General features: G+C 65.8%; 16 protein-coding genes. 5 read left to right on the top strand and 11 right to left on the bottom strand.

Annotated features, from left to right (window positions below):
* The first annotated feature begins 109 nt into the window (after positions 1 to 109).
* Positions 110 to 553, top strand: a complete 444-nt coding sequence (locus ACVMB0_RS22255; RefSeq protein ID WP_461347684.1) for a hypothetical protein — start codon at positions 110 to 112, stop codon at positions 551 to 553.
* Positions 554 to 563: 10 nt separating this feature from the next.
* On the opposite strand, the gene ACVMB0_RS22250 is transcribed toward ACVMB0_RS22255, so the two are convergent.
* Positions 564 to 1,124, bottom strand: coding sequence for a DUF3617 domain-containing protein (locus ACVMB0_RS22250; protein WP_461347683.1), 561 nt, complete (start codon positions 1,122 to 1,124; stop codon positions 564 to 566).
* 211 nt (positions 1,125 to 1,335) lie between these two features.
* Positions 1,336 to 1,887, bottom strand: coding sequence for a hypothetical protein (locus ACVMB0_RS22245; protein WP_461347682.1), 552 nt, complete (start codon positions 1,885 to 1,887; stop codon positions 1,336 to 1,338).
* A 306-nt stretch (positions 1,888 to 2,193) separates the two neighbouring features.
* Between ACVMB0_RS22245 and ACVMB0_RS22240 the strand changes: the two genes are divergently transcribed.
* Entirely contained in the window at positions 2,194 to 2,568 is a 375-nt protein-coding gene (locus ACVMB0_RS22240) for a hypothetical protein (protein ID WP_461347681.1), read from the top strand.
* A gap of 66 nt (positions 2,569 to 2,634) precedes the next feature.
* Here the strand turns inward: ACVMB0_RS22240 and ACVMB0_RS22235 are convergent, their stop codons facing one another.
* The 5 genes from ACVMB0_RS22235 to ACVMB0_RS22215 all read right to left on the bottom strand — a co-directional run bounded on the left by ACVMB0_RS22235 (position 2,635) and on the right by ACVMB0_RS22215 (position 7,433).
* Positions 2,635 to 2,898: a hypothetical protein gene (locus ACVMB0_RS22235; protein WP_456755564.1), complete on the bottom strand. Its 264-nt coding sequence runs from the start codon at positions 2,896 to 2,898 to the stop codon at positions 2,635 to 2,637.
* 98 nt (positions 2,899 to 2,996) lie between these two features.
* Positions 2,997 to 3,767 (bottom strand): SDR family NAD(P)-dependent oxidoreductase, encoded by a 771-nt coding sequence (locus ACVMB0_RS22230; protein WP_456755565.1) that lies wholly within the window; start codon positions 3,765 to 3,767, stop codon positions 2,997 to 2,999.
* On the bottom strand, positions 3,767 to 4,564 hold the full coding sequence (locus ACVMB0_RS22225) for an SDR family oxidoreductase (RefSeq protein WP_461347680.1): 798 nt from the start codon (positions 4,562 to 4,564) through the stop codon (positions 3,767 to 3,769). The genes ACVMB0_RS22230 and ACVMB0_RS22225 overlap by 1 nt, the downstream gene beginning before the upstream one ends.
* Positions 4,564 to 5,952 carry a transaminase gene (locus ACVMB0_RS22220; protein WP_461347679.1) on the bottom strand — a complete coding sequence of 463 codons (1,389 nt, stop codon included), beginning with the start codon at positions 5,950 to 5,952 and terminating at the stop codon, positions 4,564 to 4,566. Before ACVMB0_RS22220 ends, ACVMB0_RS22225 begins: the two co-directional genes overlap by 1 nt.
* Positions 5,949 to 7,433, bottom strand: a complete 1,485-nt coding sequence (locus tag ACVMB0_RS22215) for an aldehyde dehydrogenase (RefSeq protein ID WP_461347678.1) — start codon at positions 7,431 to 7,433, stop codon at positions 5,949 to 5,951. The genes ACVMB0_RS22220 and ACVMB0_RS22215 overlap by 4 nt, the downstream gene beginning before the upstream one ends.
* A 218-nt stretch (positions 7,434 to 7,651) precedes the next feature.
* On the opposite strand from ACVMB0_RS22215, the gene ACVMB0_RS22210 reads away from it, so the two are divergent.
* The 3 genes from ACVMB0_RS22210 to ACVMB0_RS22200 are packed head-to-tail and all read left to right on the top strand — an operon-like array spanning position 7,652 to position 10,940.
* A complete protein-coding gene (locus ACVMB0_RS22210; protein WP_461347677.1) occupies positions 7,652 to 8,914 on the top strand; it encodes a Tm-1-like ATP-binding domain-containing protein in 1,263 nt (420 codons plus the stop codon).
* A complete protein-coding gene (locus ACVMB0_RS22205) occupies positions 8,911 to 9,576 on the top strand; it encodes an HAD family hydrolase (protein WP_461347676.1) in 666 nt (221 codons plus the stop codon). Before ACVMB0_RS22210 ends, ACVMB0_RS22205 begins: the two co-directional genes overlap by 4 nt.
* 11 nt (positions 9,577 to 9,587) lie before the next feature.
* Positions 9,588 to 10,940: an aminotransferase class III-fold pyridoxal phosphate-dependent enzyme gene (locus ACVMB0_RS22200; protein ID WP_461347675.1), complete on the top strand. Its 1,353-nt coding sequence runs from the start codon at positions 9,588 to 9,590 to the stop codon at positions 10,938 to 10,940.
* Here the strand turns inward: ACVMB0_RS22200 and ACVMB0_RS22195 are convergent.
* From ACVMB0_RS22195 to ACVMB0_RS22180, 4 genes are all read right to left on the bottom strand, one after another.
* Positions 10,926 to 11,231 carry a hypothetical protein gene (locus tag ACVMB0_RS22195; protein ID WP_456755572.1) on the bottom strand — a complete coding sequence of 102 codons (306 nt, stop codon included), beginning with the start codon at positions 11,229 to 11,231 and terminating at the stop codon, positions 10,926 to 10,928. The genes ACVMB0_RS22200 and ACVMB0_RS22195 overlap by 15 nt on opposite strands.
* Entirely contained in the window at positions 11,228 to 13,240 is a 2,013-nt protein-coding gene (locus tag ACVMB0_RS22190) for a copper amine oxidase (protein ID WP_461347674.1), read from the bottom strand. Before ACVMB0_RS22190 ends, ACVMB0_RS22195 begins: the two co-directional genes overlap by 4 nt.
* A 65-nt stretch (positions 13,241 to 13,305) precedes the next feature.
* On the bottom strand, positions 13,306 to 14,304 hold the full coding sequence (locus tag ACVMB0_RS22185; protein WP_461347673.1) for a branched-chain amino acid ABC transporter permease: 999 nt from the start codon (positions 14,302 to 14,304) through the stop codon (positions 13,306 to 13,308).
* Between the two features lie 26 nt (positions 14,305 to 14,330).
* Positions 14,331 to 15,197, bottom strand: coding sequence for a branched-chain amino acid ABC transporter permease (locus ACVMB0_RS22180; protein ID WP_461347672.1), 867 nt, complete (start codon positions 15,195 to 15,197; stop codon positions 14,331 to 14,333).
* Positions 15,198 to 15,200 lie beyond the last annotated feature (3 nt).

Genomic DNA, 15,200 nt, shown 5'->3' with positions numbered 1-15,200 from the left:
TCGAACAGGTCGAGGCTGCAAGAACAACGGCTTAGCCGAATTGGCTCGGCCCAAAGGCGGTCTGGCCGCCCGGCCCAATTTCATGTTGCCGGCGATTTTGGAGTGGCCGATGCGGGTGATGCTTCATGGATGCGCCGCGGTTTTGCTTGGCGGCATGGCCGGCGAGGCATCCGCGCAAGCGCCAACACCGACGCCCGTCCCACAGCAGACCACGGTCGAACGCCAGGTCCGCACCCTGGCCAACCGGGACACCCAAATCGGCATTTACCTCAATGTGTTACCTGACTGCACGTCGGGGCCATTGCCAACCATCAGGCTGGTCACGCCGCCCATTGCGGGAAAGGTCGTGATGAAGACGGCGAAGGCCAAGGCCACCAATTACAAGGCCTGCCTGGCGCTCGAGGTGCCGGCCTATGTCGCCTTCTACAAGGCGCCGCCGGAATTCCTTGGCGACGACGCCCTGACGATCGAGGTCAAGTACCAGGGCGGCCGCACCGAAATTCAGAAGATCACCGTCAAGGTCAGCGGGCCGGGCAACCAGCAGAAGATCTGACGGCGCGGCGTTAGAGCGGATCGCCCTCAGCCGTCTCCTGCTCCACGTCGCGTGAGACGTCGCTCGGTGCAGCAGCGGCCGGCTGGCCAAGCTGCGCCCTCTCCTCATGGCAATCGCTGATCCGGCGGGCGACCACCCGATCCATCCGCGGCGCCTGACCGTGGACCTCGTTGACTTCGGTGTAGGCCTCATCGCTCAGCACCGTGATGACGGTGGAGACCGGCCCCATGTAGTCGCACCGGTTGGAGAAGATGTACTTGTTGCTGATCTTCTCCGGCCTCGATGAATGGCAGCTTCCGATCGACGGTGACGAAAAGGTCGCCTTCATCGCCTGGGTCGGGTCGACACAGCGGGTCATCTCGCGCTCGAGCAGCTTCTGCCGCCCGTTCGACGGCGACACCAGCTCCATCGTCCGCACGAAGCGCCACATGCCTTTGCGGAAGGTCGGCCCGTTGAAGCTTTCCTCGGCCGCGGTGCCGTGCGACGTAAGCAAGGACACGGCAAGCGCGATCACGGCGCCAAGCGTGCATGCGCAGACCTTCGAGTGCCCGAAGTCCTCACGCGATACCATGTGTTGAATCCTCAATCGGCCGCACGATGCGCTTCGCGTGACTTCGGCTCGAAGCACGCCCAGCCTGACGTCATTTCAGAACACTTCGCGTTAAGGGCAGGTAAACACTCGCCCTTTTGGTTACGACTCTCCACCGTCAAGGGCGAGGCACCGGCCGCCAAAGCCCAGCCTTCGGCACGCCGATGCCGGGCCGGCTGTTCCTGATCTCCAGCTAATGCTGCACGCGCCCGGCGGCCGACTTTTCAGGACTGGCGGCCGTCCCGTCGTCGCAGTCGCCGATCCTGGTCGCGACGACCATATCGGTCCTCGGATGCTCGCCGGTGCTGACCTCATTCAGCTCGGTATAGGCCTCGTCACTGCGCACCGTAATGACGGTGCTGACCGCGCCCATGTAATCGCATCGGTGCCCGAAGGTGTATTGATTGCCGACCTTTTCAGGCTTGTCGGAGACGCAGCTTCCGACCGGATCCGGCGAAAAGGTCGCCTTCATCGCGAAGGTCGGGTCGACGCAGCGTGTCGTTTCCGCGTTCATCACCCGATACTTGAAATTCTTGTTGGCGGTCCTGACCACGTCGAGCGTGCGGATGAAGCGCCACAAGCCCTTGCGGAAGCTCGGGCCGGAAAACGATTGATCGCCCTGCGCTGCCGCGGACCGGCCGTTCGAGGCCTGAGGAGATGGCGTCTGCGCCTGAGCCGACAGCGCAGACGCCGAGACCATCATCACGGTCAGGAGCGAACCTGCGATTGCACCACGGAAGTCCATTCCCACCCCCGATGTTCGCGCGGCCCCGTTCGCGATGCGATCCGGTCAGGCGCTGAAAGCAGTTCCTGCGAAACGACTCAAATACCGTCCACCACTTGCAGGCCAATTGTGGCCAGTAAAGGCACGTTGTCGCAGCCTGACAGTCTTCCTCTCAATTCCGTTCCAGTGCAGCAAACCTGCAACACTCAGCGCCCGACCCCTGTGCCGACCGCTGTCGCAGGTTTGACCTTGGAGGCTTTTTTTGCTCATTTAGCGCCAGATATTTTTTCTCAATTACTTAGCCTATCGCTGGACGAGGGGGCACTGATGCGTATTCGAATTGGCTACATGGTCGCGGGAATTCTGGCTTTGGGCGCAGCACTGTCGGGCAATTCCCGGCCGGCGGCGGCCGCTGATCTCGGCCTGATCACCAAGGCTCCGGTCGGCACCTGCAGCGAGATCGTCTTCAGCTGCGAGAACGGCCATCACTATCCGCTGTGCCCGCGCGCCGTGTCCGTCGAGGGCGAAGTGGTCACCGCCTCGCTGCTGACCGGACGTGGCGGCATCCATGTGCGGCACGTTCCGATGGGCGTCGGCTATCGTTACGCCGGCCGTGGCGTCTGGCTGGATGGCTTCCGGGAAAACGCGCTGCTCAACTTCGGCAAGCACCAGCAGATCGCCTGCACCATCGCGCACTCATAAGAGCGCGCGCTTCTGCGTCGCTCCGATCGGTGTGACGCAGAGCTCTTCAAGCCGCGAGGTTGCTCCTCACCCCCTGGTGCGGAGCACGACGCGCGACGAGCGCGAGAACATATAAGCCTTCGGATAGACGTAAACCGGGCAGTAGTCCTGCCACTGGTACAGCTGCCAATTCCATTTCCAGCAGCCCGATTCGATCTGAGGCTCCTGCACGAAGTCCAGCCGGTACGGCGGATCGCCAAACGGGTAGACCTCGCCAGATTTCGCCGCCGTCGACGACAGCACGACGATTGAAGCGGCCGCGGCAATGATCACGGAAAATGACTTGTTCATAACGCCCCTCGATCGAATGACGTGATGGCGCGAGAGTGCCAAATCCGCCGGCCCCGATCAAGGTGCCGGCCGCAACACTTGGACGCGAATCGACTGTTCTAGACCGCGCGATTCTGTGTCGGCGAGCGGCCGCCGCCATCGGCGACCAGCACCGCACCCGTGACGAAGGACGCCTCGTCGGACGCCAGGAACAGGCAGCATGCCGCGATCTCGGCGGGATCGGCCATCCGCCCCAAGGCGATCCGCCGTTCGACAGCGCGAAACTCGGTCTCGGCCGTGGTGCCGTTCTGCTCCGCGAGCAACCGCATCTCATGGGCGCTCATCGGCGTCCGCACCCAGCCGGGCGCGACCGCGTTGGCGCGGATGCCGTCGGCGCCATGCGCGTAGGCCAGCGAACGGGTATAGGCGACGACGGCCGCCTTGCTCGCGGCGTAGCTTGCACTATCCGGGCTGGCATTGAACGCGGCAACGGACGCGATGTTGACGATCGCGCCGCCGCGCTGCCGGAGCAACGGGAGCGCTGCGCGACAGACGCGCATCGTCCCGGTGAGGTTGACATCGAGCGTTTTGGCCCAGACCTCGTCGGAGACGTTTGCGGGCTGATCCGGCACGATCAAACCCGCCGCGTTGACGACAATGTCGAGCCACGCGCCGGAGGCGGTGACGGCCTTGGCAACGTCATCCGGACGCGTGACGTCGCCATGGATCGCCTGCCCGCCGCACTCGGCCGCCGCGGCCTGAAGCTCGGCGTCGCCGAGGCCGAACAGCACGACGCGCGCGCCGCTCCACGCCAGCAGCACGGCCGTGGCCCGGCCGATCCCGGTGGCCGCGCCGGTCACCAGCGCCGTCTTCCCTTCCAGCCGCGGCATCAGACTCCCCACTGCCGTTCGACGGCAAATCCGGTTTCGGGCAAGGTCGAACCGCCGTCGACCACGATGGTCTGCCCGGTGACGTATCTGGCTTCAACGGAAGCGAGGTAGAGCATCGCGCAGGCGATGTCGTCGCCGCACCCCATGCGCCCCATCGGAATGAAGCGCTCGAGCCTGGCCTTGTTCTCTGGCGCGCTCATGCTGCCGCGGCCGGGTTTCTCGATGAAGCCGGCCTCGACGCCATTGACCGTGATGCCGTCGCGCGCCAACTCGAAGGCGGCGCCGCGGATGAACGCGTTGACGCCTGCCTTGGCCGCCGAGTAATGCGCGCCGCCGCCCATCGCGACACGCGCCGACACCGACGACGTCACGAGGATCCGCCCGAACTTGTTGGCGCGCATATGCGGACTGGCGGCTTGCGCGAGCCAGATGCTGGCGTTCAGATTCAGCGCCAGCGTCTCGTCGAGTTTTGCTTCGTCGAGTTCATCGAGCGAGGCCCACGGACAACCGCCGGCATTGTGCACGACGATATCGAGCCGGCAGAACTTGCTGGCGACACCGTCAACCATCGCACGCAAGCTGCTGCGATCGAGTCGATCGAACGGAGCGCAATACGCCGCACGTCCATCGGCCGCGAGCTCGCGCGCCAGCGCTTCGGCCACATCGAGCGTCCGGTTGGCGATCACAACGGTCGCGCCCGCCTGCGCGAATCGCGTGACAATCGCGGCGCCGATCCCGCGGCCTCCACCCGTGACGATGGCGACCCGGCCATCAAGATTAAACGGAGGCGGTTGCATCAGATTGCTCCCGCGCCGCGCAGCAGATCGATGAATTGCGCGAACACCACCGTATGCTTGTCGACGTCGCGCGCCGAGGTCGCCGGACACATCAGCAACATGGTGTGGAAAGGCGTAACCAGGATGCCCTCGTTCATGTAGAACGCATGCAGCAAGGTCTCGAGATCAGGTTGCCGGCCGGCAATGACATCGGCACCACTGCGCGGCGGATGCGGCATGAACATGATCTCGGCGCGCGCGCCGATCTGCGTGACATGCCAGGGCAGACCGGCCGCTTCGATCAACCGGCGCGCGTCCTGCGCGAGCCAGGTCGCGGTGCCAATCATCCGCTCATAATTTGCAGACGTCAGCACGTTCTCCAGCACCGCGCGCATGGTCGCGACCGTCAGCGCATTGCCGGCCAGCGTACCGCCGAAGCCGAGATGTGCGGACTGCCGCACGCGCGGATTGACGTGAGGCACGAGCTTCCACAGCCGCTCGGCGATCTCCTGGCTGAGGCCGAACACGCCGGCGGGGATGCCGCCCGCGATCGCCTTGCCGGCGACAAGAATGTCGGACTCGAGGCCATGCGCCTGGCTGTAACCGCCCGGCCCGCAGGACAGTGTGTGGGTCTCGTCGATGATCAGCACGGTGCCGCTCCGGCGGGTCAGGTCGCGCAACGCTTCGTGAAATCCGGGATCGACCGGGATCATGCCAAAATTCGTCATCAACGGCTCGGTCAGCACGCAGGCGACGTCGCCATGCGCCAGCGCCGCCTCGAGGCCCGCGACATCGTTGAACTCGACCACCCGGCTCACCGCGTCATGATCGATGCCGTTGGGATGGATCATGTTGCGCAGCCCGACCCGGCCGTCGCGGATCTCGACATGCGCCTCCTCGACACCGCCATGATAGCAGCCGGAGAACACCAGCACCTTGCGCCGGCCGGTGATCATGCGCGAGATACGGATCGCGGCGCGGTTGGCGTCGGTCGCCGACGTCGTCAGTGTCCAGTATTTCGGACCGAAGCGGCGCGACAATTCGGCGCCGACCCAGATGCTGTCCTCCGTCGGCAGCATCATGGTCGCGCCGCGCTTGAGCTGATTGAGCGCCGCCTCCGTCACCGCCTCGGGCGCGTGCCCGCACATGCCGCCGGTGTCGCCGAGACAGAAATCGATGTAGTCGCGCCCGTCGATGTCCCTGATATGCGCGCCCTGCGCCTCCTCGACATAGACCGGGAAGCCGCCGGCCCAGCGTCGCATCCAGTGCGACGGACCGCCATAAAGATAGTGCTGCCTGCCGTCTTGCCACGCCGCGTCCGATCGCGGATGCAGCGCGCGAAAACGCTCCTGCTCGGCATCGAGCAATCGGTTCAGAACGCCTGAGCGTTCGGCAGTTGCAGATGTCATAGCGCGATCCAGGCGGTCTTGAGGTCGGTATAGGCGTCGAGCGCGTGCAGCGACTTGTCGCGTCCGAAGCCGGATTGCTTGAAGCCGCCGAGCGGCACCGTGATGTCGGCGCCGCCATAGGCGTTGACGTGCACAACGCCGGCCCTGATGGCGCGCACCATGCGATGCGCCGTCGAAAGGTTTCCGGTCCACACTGCGGACGCAAGTCCATAGGGCGTCGCATTGGCAAGCACGACAGCATTCTCTTCGCTGTCGAACCGCGTGACCGACAGCACCGGGCCGAACACCTCCTCGCGCCACACCTCCATCGCCGGCGTCACCTCGGTGAGGATCGCCGGCGCCATGAAGTTGCCGCCGCTGTCGGCGCGGATCTGCTCGCCGCCAACCAGCCGCTTCGCGCCCTGCGCTTCCGCGCGGACAACAGCGTCGAGATTCTTGCGCAACTGCACCTTGCTGGCGACGGCACCGATATCAGACGTCAATTCGAGGGGATCGCCGACGCGAAGCCTGGCGGTGGCGTCAAGCAGCTCAGCCATGAAGCGATCGTAGACCTGCGACTGCACGAGCAGCCGCGAGCCGGCGACGCAGACCTGGCCCGAATTCCGGAAGATGCCGTTCGCGGAGACCTTGGCCGCATGCTTGAGGTCGGGCACATCGGCGAACACGATATTGGGCGACTTGCCGCCAAGCTCGAGATGCACGCGTTTCAGGTTCGACCGCGCCGAACATTCCAGCAGCCGCCGCCCGACCGCGCCCGAGCCGGTGAAGGCGAGCGCGTCGACATCCATATGCAGCGCAAGCGCCTCGCCGGCCGATGCGCCGCGGCCGGTGACGACGTTGAGCACGCCATCCGGCAGGCCTGCCTCGGTCGCGAGCTCGGCAAGCCGCAGCAGCGTGAGCGATGCAAGCTCCGGCGGCTTGACCACGACCGAATTTCCGGCGGCGAGCGCCGGACCGATCTTCCACGCCCCGATCATCAGCGGAAAATTCCACGGCACGATCACACCGACGACACCGAGCGGCTCGCGATGCACCAGCCCGAGCACGTCGCCTGAGGTCGGTGCGATCTCACCATACACCTTGTCGATCGCTTCGGCGTAGTAGCGGATCGTGCCGGCCGCCGACAGCGGTTCGGCCTTGTAGGCCATGCCGATCTCGGTGCCATTGTCGCGCACGCCGAGCACCGCGATCTCGAGGGCGTGCCGCTCGATCAGCTCGGCGAACCGCAGCAGCACCTTCTTGCGCTGCGTCGGGGCCGCGCGCGACCAGCTGCCCTGCTCGAACGCCTGCCGCGCATGCCTCACCGCGGCGTCGATATCGGCCGCATCGCCGTCGGCGATGCTCGTCAGCAGCTGGCCGTCGATCGGCGACACGACGTCAAGCCGCGCCTCGCCGACCGCCTGGGCAGGCTGGCCGCCGATGAAGAGTTGCTGGGCCGGAATGGCAGCCGAGCGGAGTTGATCGATCTGGGCTTGCTGCATGCGGGATCATTGTGACGGTGGCGAACGCGACTCCCGACCGGGATCGCTGGCATGGTGCAATCCTCACTAAATCAAGGCTTTGGCAGCAATCAACCGATAGGTGGATGTCATCGCAGCGAGCGTCCCCATAGCGTGATCGCACGATGGCCGAACGCTCCCGCACGCTGGGTGCAAACCAACTCGTCCACATCCCTCACGCCGCCGGCGAGCCGAAGGTCATGCCTGAGATGACAGAGCCCCGCATTCTCCTGATCGGAACGGGAGACACCAAGGCCGACGAACTGCTGTTCATGAGCGAGTGCATCGCGCGCGCCGGCGGCCGCACGATCGTGATGGACATCAGCGTGCTCGGTGATCCGCCCTATCAGCCCACACATGACAAGCATGCGGTGGCGGCCGCCGCGCAGACCACGATCGCGGCGATAGCATCCAGCGGCGACGAGAATTCCGCGATGTCGCTGATGGCGATCGGCGCCGCCAATCTAGCGCGCGAGCTCGCCGCGCGTGATGCCATCGACGGCGTGATCGCGATCGGCGGCACGATGGGAACCGATCTTGCGCTCGACGTCGCGCAGGCGCTGCCGCTCGGCCTGCCGAAGCTGATCGTCTCGACTGTCGCCTTCTCGCATTTGATTCCGCCCGAGCGCGTCGCCGCTGACCTGATGATGATTCTGTGGGCCGGCGGGCTCTACGGCCTCAACGGCACCTGCACGGCCGTACTGTCGCAAGCCTGCGGCGCGATCGTCGGCGCCGCGAAGAGCGCGATCAAGCCCAGCCTGGACCGGCCGGTGGTCGCGATCACCTCGCTCGGCAAGAGCTGCCTGCGCTACATGGTGGAGCTGAAACCGCAGCTCGAACGGCGCGGCTATGAGGTCGTCGTCTTCCATACGACAGGCATGGGCGGCCGCGCGATGGAATCGATCGCAGCTCAGGGTGGCTTCGCGGCGGTGCTGGATCTCTCCTTGCAGGAAGTCGCCAACCAGCTCACCGGCTCGGTGGTCAACTCCGGCGCCGACAGGCTGAAGAATGCGGGCCGTGCCGGCATTCCGCAGATCGTCGCGCCCGGCGCGATCGACATGGTCGACTTCCCGGCCTGGCTCGGCGTTCCCAAGGAGCTGTCGGATCGGCCGTTCCACGCGCACAACCGGCTGCTTGCGTCGGCGACGTCTGGGGCCACTGACCGCCGGCGGATCGCACGCGCGATTGCCGAGAAGTTATCCAGCGCCACCGCACCGGTGGCCTTCGTGCTGCCGGCCGGCGGCATCCAGCAATGGGACCGCGAGGGCGAGGCGCTGCACGATCCCGACGCCCTCGCCGCTTTTGTGGATGCGATGCGCGCGGCGATTCAGCCCCCGGTCGAGCTGCACGAGATCAAGGATCACATCAACAGCGCCGCATTCAACGAAACAGTGCTCGGCATCTTCGACCGCTGGGTCGCGGCCGGCGTTGTCCGCCCCGGCCGGGCGACGGCTGCCGCATGACAAGGCCGCACGCCCAGGCGCTGGTGCTCGACTTTGGCGGCGTGATCTCGAAGACGCTGTTCGAGACCCATGACCTGACCGAGCGCACGCTCGGGCTTGCCCCGTGCACGCTGAAATGGCTCGGACCGTTCGCGCCCGACAGCGACCCGCTATGGGCGTCGATGCAGCGCGGCGAGATTTCGGAGCGCGACTACTGGCTGACCCGCAGCCGCGAGGTCGGCCGCATGCTCGGCGAAGACTGGCGCGACATGGAAACTTTCGTGATACGGGCGCGCGGTGCCGATCCCGATACCGTGATCCGCCCCGAGGCGGTGCGCGCGATCGAGCTCGCCGCCGATGCCGGGCTCCGGCTCGCCATCCTGTCGAACGAGCTCGACCTGTTCTACGGCGCCGATTTCCGCAACCGCCTGTCCATCCTGGAGCGCTTCGAGACCATCGTCGACGCGACTCATACCGGGATCCTGAAACCAGACCCCCGCGCCTACCAAAGCGTGCTGGACGAACTGGCGCTCGAGGCAGACAATTGCGTCTTCGTCGACGACCAGCGCCGCAACATCGCAGGCGCCGTTGCGTGCAACATGCGCACGGTGCTGTTTGATGTGCGCAACCCGGCCGCGTCCTACGGCGAGGCGCTGCGGCATTTCGGGCTGCAGTTCGAGTAACAGAGGCGATCATGCGCGACAGAAACTTCCTGGTTGAGAACAACGCCAAGCCGATCTGGCACCCGATGGCCCATCCTGCCGAGATGCGGGCGCAGCCGCCGCGGATCGTGATGAAGGGCGAAGGCGTCGAAGTCACCGACATCGACGGCAAGACCGTGATCGATGCGGTCGGCGGCTTGTGGAACGTCAATCTCGGCTACAGCTGCGATCCGATCAAGCAGGCGATATCAGACCAGCTCAGCGCGCTGCCGTATTATTCAGGCTTCCGCGGCACCTCCAGCGGTCCCTCGATCGAGCTCGCCTACGAGCTCACCGAGTGGTTCAAGCCGGAAGGCATGGTGCGCGCCTTCTTCACCTCGGGCGGATCGGACTCGGTCGAGACCGCGCTGCGGCTGGCGCGGCAATACTGGAAGATCAAGGGCCAGGCCGATCGCACCAAGTTCCTGGCACTGAAGAAGGGCTATCACGGTACTCATTTCGGCGGCGCCTCCGTCAACGGCAACGCCAACTTCCGGCGCAACTATGAGCCGATGCTGCCCGGCGTGTTCCATATCCCGGCGCCGTGGACCTACCGCAATCCCTTCAATGAGACCGATCCCGCAAAGCTCGCGCAGCTCTGCGCGGCGGCGATGGAAGAGGAGATCGCGTTTCAGGGCGCCGACACCATCGCGGCCTTCATCATGGAACCGGTGTTAGGTGCGGGCGGCGTGATCGTGCCGCCCGACAACTTCATGAAGCTGGCGCGTGAGATCTGCGACCGTCACGGCATCCTGATGATCGCCGACGAGGTGGTCACCGGCTTCGGACGCACCGGCGCATGGTCGGGCTCGCGGCTGTGGGGCGTGAAGCCCGACATGATGACGATGGCCAAGGCGATCACCTCGGGCTACTTCCCGCTCGGCGCGACGCTGATCGGCGAAGCCGTCGCCGAGGCCTTCGAGGCCGACACCACGACATTCGGCTCGATCGGCCACGGCTACACCTATTCGGGCCATCCGGTCGGCTGCGCCGCGGGCCTGGCGGCGCTCGCCGAGACCCGCCGCCTCAGGCTCGACGAGAACGCCGCTGCGCGCGGCAAGGACCTTGCGCAGGCGCTGGCCGCGCTCAAGGCGAAGCATGCGCTGGTCGGCGATGTCAGGGGCAAGGGCCTGATGGCTGCGCTCGAGCTGGTCGCCGATCGCGACAGCAAGAAACCCGCCGACAAGAAGACGATGGCCAAGGTCGCCGACGCCGCCTACGAGGCGGGCGTGATGCTGCGGGTCTCCGGCAACAACCTCATCCTGTCCCCGCCGCTGATCCTCACCACGGCGGACGTGAAGCGGATCGCCGAAGGAATCGACGCCGGCCTTTCAGCGGCCGGCTGACAGTGCGCTGACGCAGGCTATGGCGCGCTCGAACACCGCGCCATCGGCCTTGTCGCGATCGAGGCAGTCGGCCAGCGACGCGGCCGACATCGTCTGAACCGTGCAGAAGATCCGCATGAAGTCGGCCGCGAGCGCGACCTTGCGCGGCGCGGGTTGTCGGTCCCAGTCGTCGCTGCTCAAATAGAGCAAGGACGCATCGTTGGTGCCGGCTTCGGCCGCTGCGCCGAGCGCGGCTGGGGCTGTCGCCAGCAACGCCAGCAGCGCGCCGATGCGATACATGCGGGCCTTCATTTCGTATCCCGGGCGTTCACCATCGGCGGGACGTCGAGCGCGGGATTGCGATCGAAGAAGTTGAACGGCCGCAGCCGGAAGCCGTGCCACAGGCCGGGCATGACAGGCCAATCCTCGGCGCGCGGCACGTGGCGGAAGCCGACCGTGTACCATAGCACGAGATCGCGATCCTCGATCGGCCGCTTCGCCGCGGTCCATTTCGGCAGGCCGTCGATCTCAGGGTTTCCATTCGGGTACATGCCCGCGGCATAGCGCTCGTCACAGGCATAGGCCGAGGTCCATAGCGTGTAGGCGCTGAAGCCGGCACGCAACTGGATCGGATCGTCCTTGGCGAGCACCGAGACGTCGGAATGGCCGGGCATGATCTGGTAGCTGGTGCGGTAGCCGTGTTTGTTGGTCCTGCCCGCGCTCTCGATCCTGAACTGCGCCGCATTCAGCGGCGTCGTGATCGGCCCTTCGGTCGAAACCGGCCTGGTGTCGACCTGCCACAGGCTCTTGCGCTGGCCCTGCTCCAGCCGGCGGACATTGAAGCGGTCCTCGACCAGGCGGTTCGCGGTGCCGTCGACGTCCATGTCGATCCGGAATGTCATGTAGTGATCGTGGTTGACCGCGAGCAGCCCCTCGTCGACCAGCGTTCCGTAGGCGGTATCCTGCGCGGCGGTCGGGTCGCTCAGTGTCTTGCTGGCGACGCCCTTGGTGGCGTCGATGCCGTAGGCGCCGAGCTTGACGTCGATGTTGCCGGCGCGGTCGAACACATAGTCGACCAGATAGTCGTAATTGCCGACCACCGGCGCCATCCGCACCACCAGCTCATTGTTCGGCCGCACCTCGGCGGTGTTGTTGAGCAGTTCGCTGTGGCGCCAAATCGGATCGCCGGTCGGGCGCTCGAAGATGCAGACCGCGCCCTTCGAGACGACCGGATTGCCCTTGGTGTCCGAGATCGTCAGATCGAGGTAATGTGCGCCTTCTGGGCAATCCACGCCGCGCTGCAATTCGCTGGACAGCACGCCGAAGCCGTACTCGCCGATATCCATGTAGGCGCGGAACGACCAGGTCGGCGCCGGATCCATATAGGGCACGAACATCTCGCTCGCCGAGATCTGGTAGGCGATGTCGCGGAAGCTGCCGTGGTCGTCGTAGCGGATCAGGGACAGCACGGCGCCGACGCGCGGCTCGAGGCGGACATGGAACGACCAATTGTCCCAGCGGACCTGGCCGCCCTCCACCTTCACATTGCTGCCCTCGGGCGCGGTGATCTCGATCGGCTTCGGCGTCTTGCGGTATTTGCCGGAGTCGGCATAGGCGTGCGAGGGCGTCTGCGGCGGTGGCGGCACCACGCCGAGATCGGTCACCGACAGCACGGTCTTGCTCTTGAGATCGACCTGGGCGAACAGGTTTTCGATCGGCTTGCCCCACAGATTGTTGGCGGCGCCTGACGTGTCGACGCAGGGCACGTTGAGCAGGCGGCGCCCTTTCAAGGCCGGATCGGTGACCGGCCCGACCGTCAGCGGCAGGCACAGCACGTTCTTGAAATCGGTGATGCCGCGCCTGGCCATCGCGGCGATCCAGCGCGGGTCCTGCTTCGGCAGGTCGCCGGCCGACACCAATTCGTCGATGGTCAGCGCGGCCTCATGATCCCTGATCTCCTCCCAGCCGACGAGGCTGCGCGCAGCGAGGTCGATATGCGCCTCGTAGAGATGCCCGCCGCTCAACAGCGTCGCGGTGGCGCGGCGCGCGAACGGCTGCCCGGGCTTCCACGCCCGCACCTCGTCCTTGGGATCCTCCTCGACCGTCATCGAGACGACGCGCGTCGCATCGTCGAGCTTGCCGGCTCCGCGGAGGGTTTCGGAAACCGAACGAATCTCGTCCGTCGTCAGCCCGTCCATCGGATGCGTCGCTGCCGCCTGCGGCCACATCCTGCGCTCGGCTTGCGCCGATGGCGGCACCGCTAATGTTGCCGCGACCAGGCCAGCCAACGCCCATCCGCCATGCCGGGATATCAGAGCCATCGCGCCCTCCACTCAAAGCCAGAACGGTCAGAATACAAGCAAAGGTGACGGCGTGAAGGCCCGCCTTATCCGGTAACCTGTTCCGACGTCGTCGGCAGCATCTCGGCCGCGGCCGGGCGCGGCGCGGCACGGTGAACATCGAGCAACCGCACGCCGAGGCGATCGCGCAACGCCGGCCAGATGCCGCGCGGCGCCACGATCATTACGACGACGGCGATCACCCCGAGCCCGACCAGATACCAGCCGCCGGACAGGCCGAGCGGCCCGGTCATCAGCTCGCGCAGGCCGAAGAAGATGATGACGCCGAGGATCGGGCCTTCGAGCGTGCCGATGCCGCCGATGATCACGATGAACATCATGTAGACCGACCAGTTGACATCGAAGGCCGCCAGAGGCGCGATGAACAGATTGCCCATGAAGCTGAGCGCGCCGGCCAGCCCGCATCCCGCCGCCGACAGCACGAAGGCGATGAAGCGGTTGTGGCGGACATCGACGCCGATGCTCATCGCGGCGAAATCATTGTCGCGCACGCTCATCAGCCCGAGCCCGAAGCTCGAGGTCATCATCTTGTATAATGCAGCGATCATGATCAGCGTCAGGCCGCCGGCGAGCCAAAACATCGTGGGCTCGAACCAGTCGAAATCGATCAGCTTGCTAGTGGCGAGCGGCACGCCGGAGGTGCCGCCGACCGCCTGCGACTTCATCGTGAAGGCGCCGATGATCTCGGCGAACACCCACATCGCGATCGAAAAATAGGCGTCGCGCAGCCGAAACAGCGGAAACGCGATGATCGCCGCGACGGCGCCGGCGACCAGCGGCGCCACCGGCAGCACCCAGATCGGGGTGACCTCGAGCCAGCCGGAGGTCAGGAACAGCGCATAGGCGCCGAAGGCGATGAAGACCTGGTGGCCGAGCGAGACCAGCCCGGCATAGCCCGCCAGCAGGTTCCACATCTGCGCCATCGTCAGTAGCAGCAGGCATTCGGTCGCGAGCCGCAGCACGCCTTCGTTTAGCACGAAGGGCGCGCCGGCGATGATCGCAACCAGCACGATGGCAGAGGCCAAAAGAATTGTCCGTGTCGGCATCGGCGTCACACCCTGCTCGACACGAGACCCGACGGGCGGATCAGCAGCATGATGAAGAACAGGAGGTGCGCATAGAGCAGCCCGGCATTCGGATCGATCTTCAGCCCGATCAGTTGCGCCATGCCGAGCGCGATGCCGCCGAGCAGAGCGCCCCAGAACGAGCCGAGCCCGCCGAGCACGACGACCTCGAAGGCGATCAGGAGCCGCTCGGCACCCGAGAACGGCGTGAAGCTCGAGCGCACCGCAAGCAGCACGCCGCCGATCGCGCCGAGCGCCAGCGACAGGCCCATCACATAGTTGTAGACCCGGTCGGGTTTGACCCCGGACAGCCTTACGATGTCGCGGCGGTCGGCGGTGGCGCGCACGATCCGGCCGAACTCGGTATGGCGCAGCACGAGCTGCAGCGCCATGAATAGCAGCGCAGCGAGTACCAGCGTCAGCAGCGGCATGATGCCGACGTTGAGGCCGGCAACCTCGAGGCTGGCCCGCGACAGCTCGCCGACCTGGAGGCTGCGCACGTCGGCGCCGAAGATCTCGACCATCACGTTGCGCAGGATCACCGAGACGCCGAAGGTGAGCAGCAACGGCGACAGCGGATCGGGCGACGTCACCACCCGGTTGACGATGAGCGCCTGGTAGAGCCAGCCGATTCCGAACGACAATGCGATCACCGGGATAAGCATCAACAGCGGCGAGACCTGCGGAAACACGTTGGAGAGCAGCACGGCGCAGAATGCGCTCAGCACCATGAACTCGCCATGGGCGATGTTGACGACGCGCATCACGCCGAACACCAGCGCGAGCCCGATGCCGAGCAGGCCGTAGAGCCCGCCCAGCAGAGCCCCGTTGATCAATGTCTCAACCCAGATCATCTT

This window comes from Bradyrhizobium sp. USDA 4451 (assembly GCF_054822585.1).
Note: the sequence above shows the minus strand (reverse complement) of the source record. Positions and strands in the feature narration are given on the sequence as shown.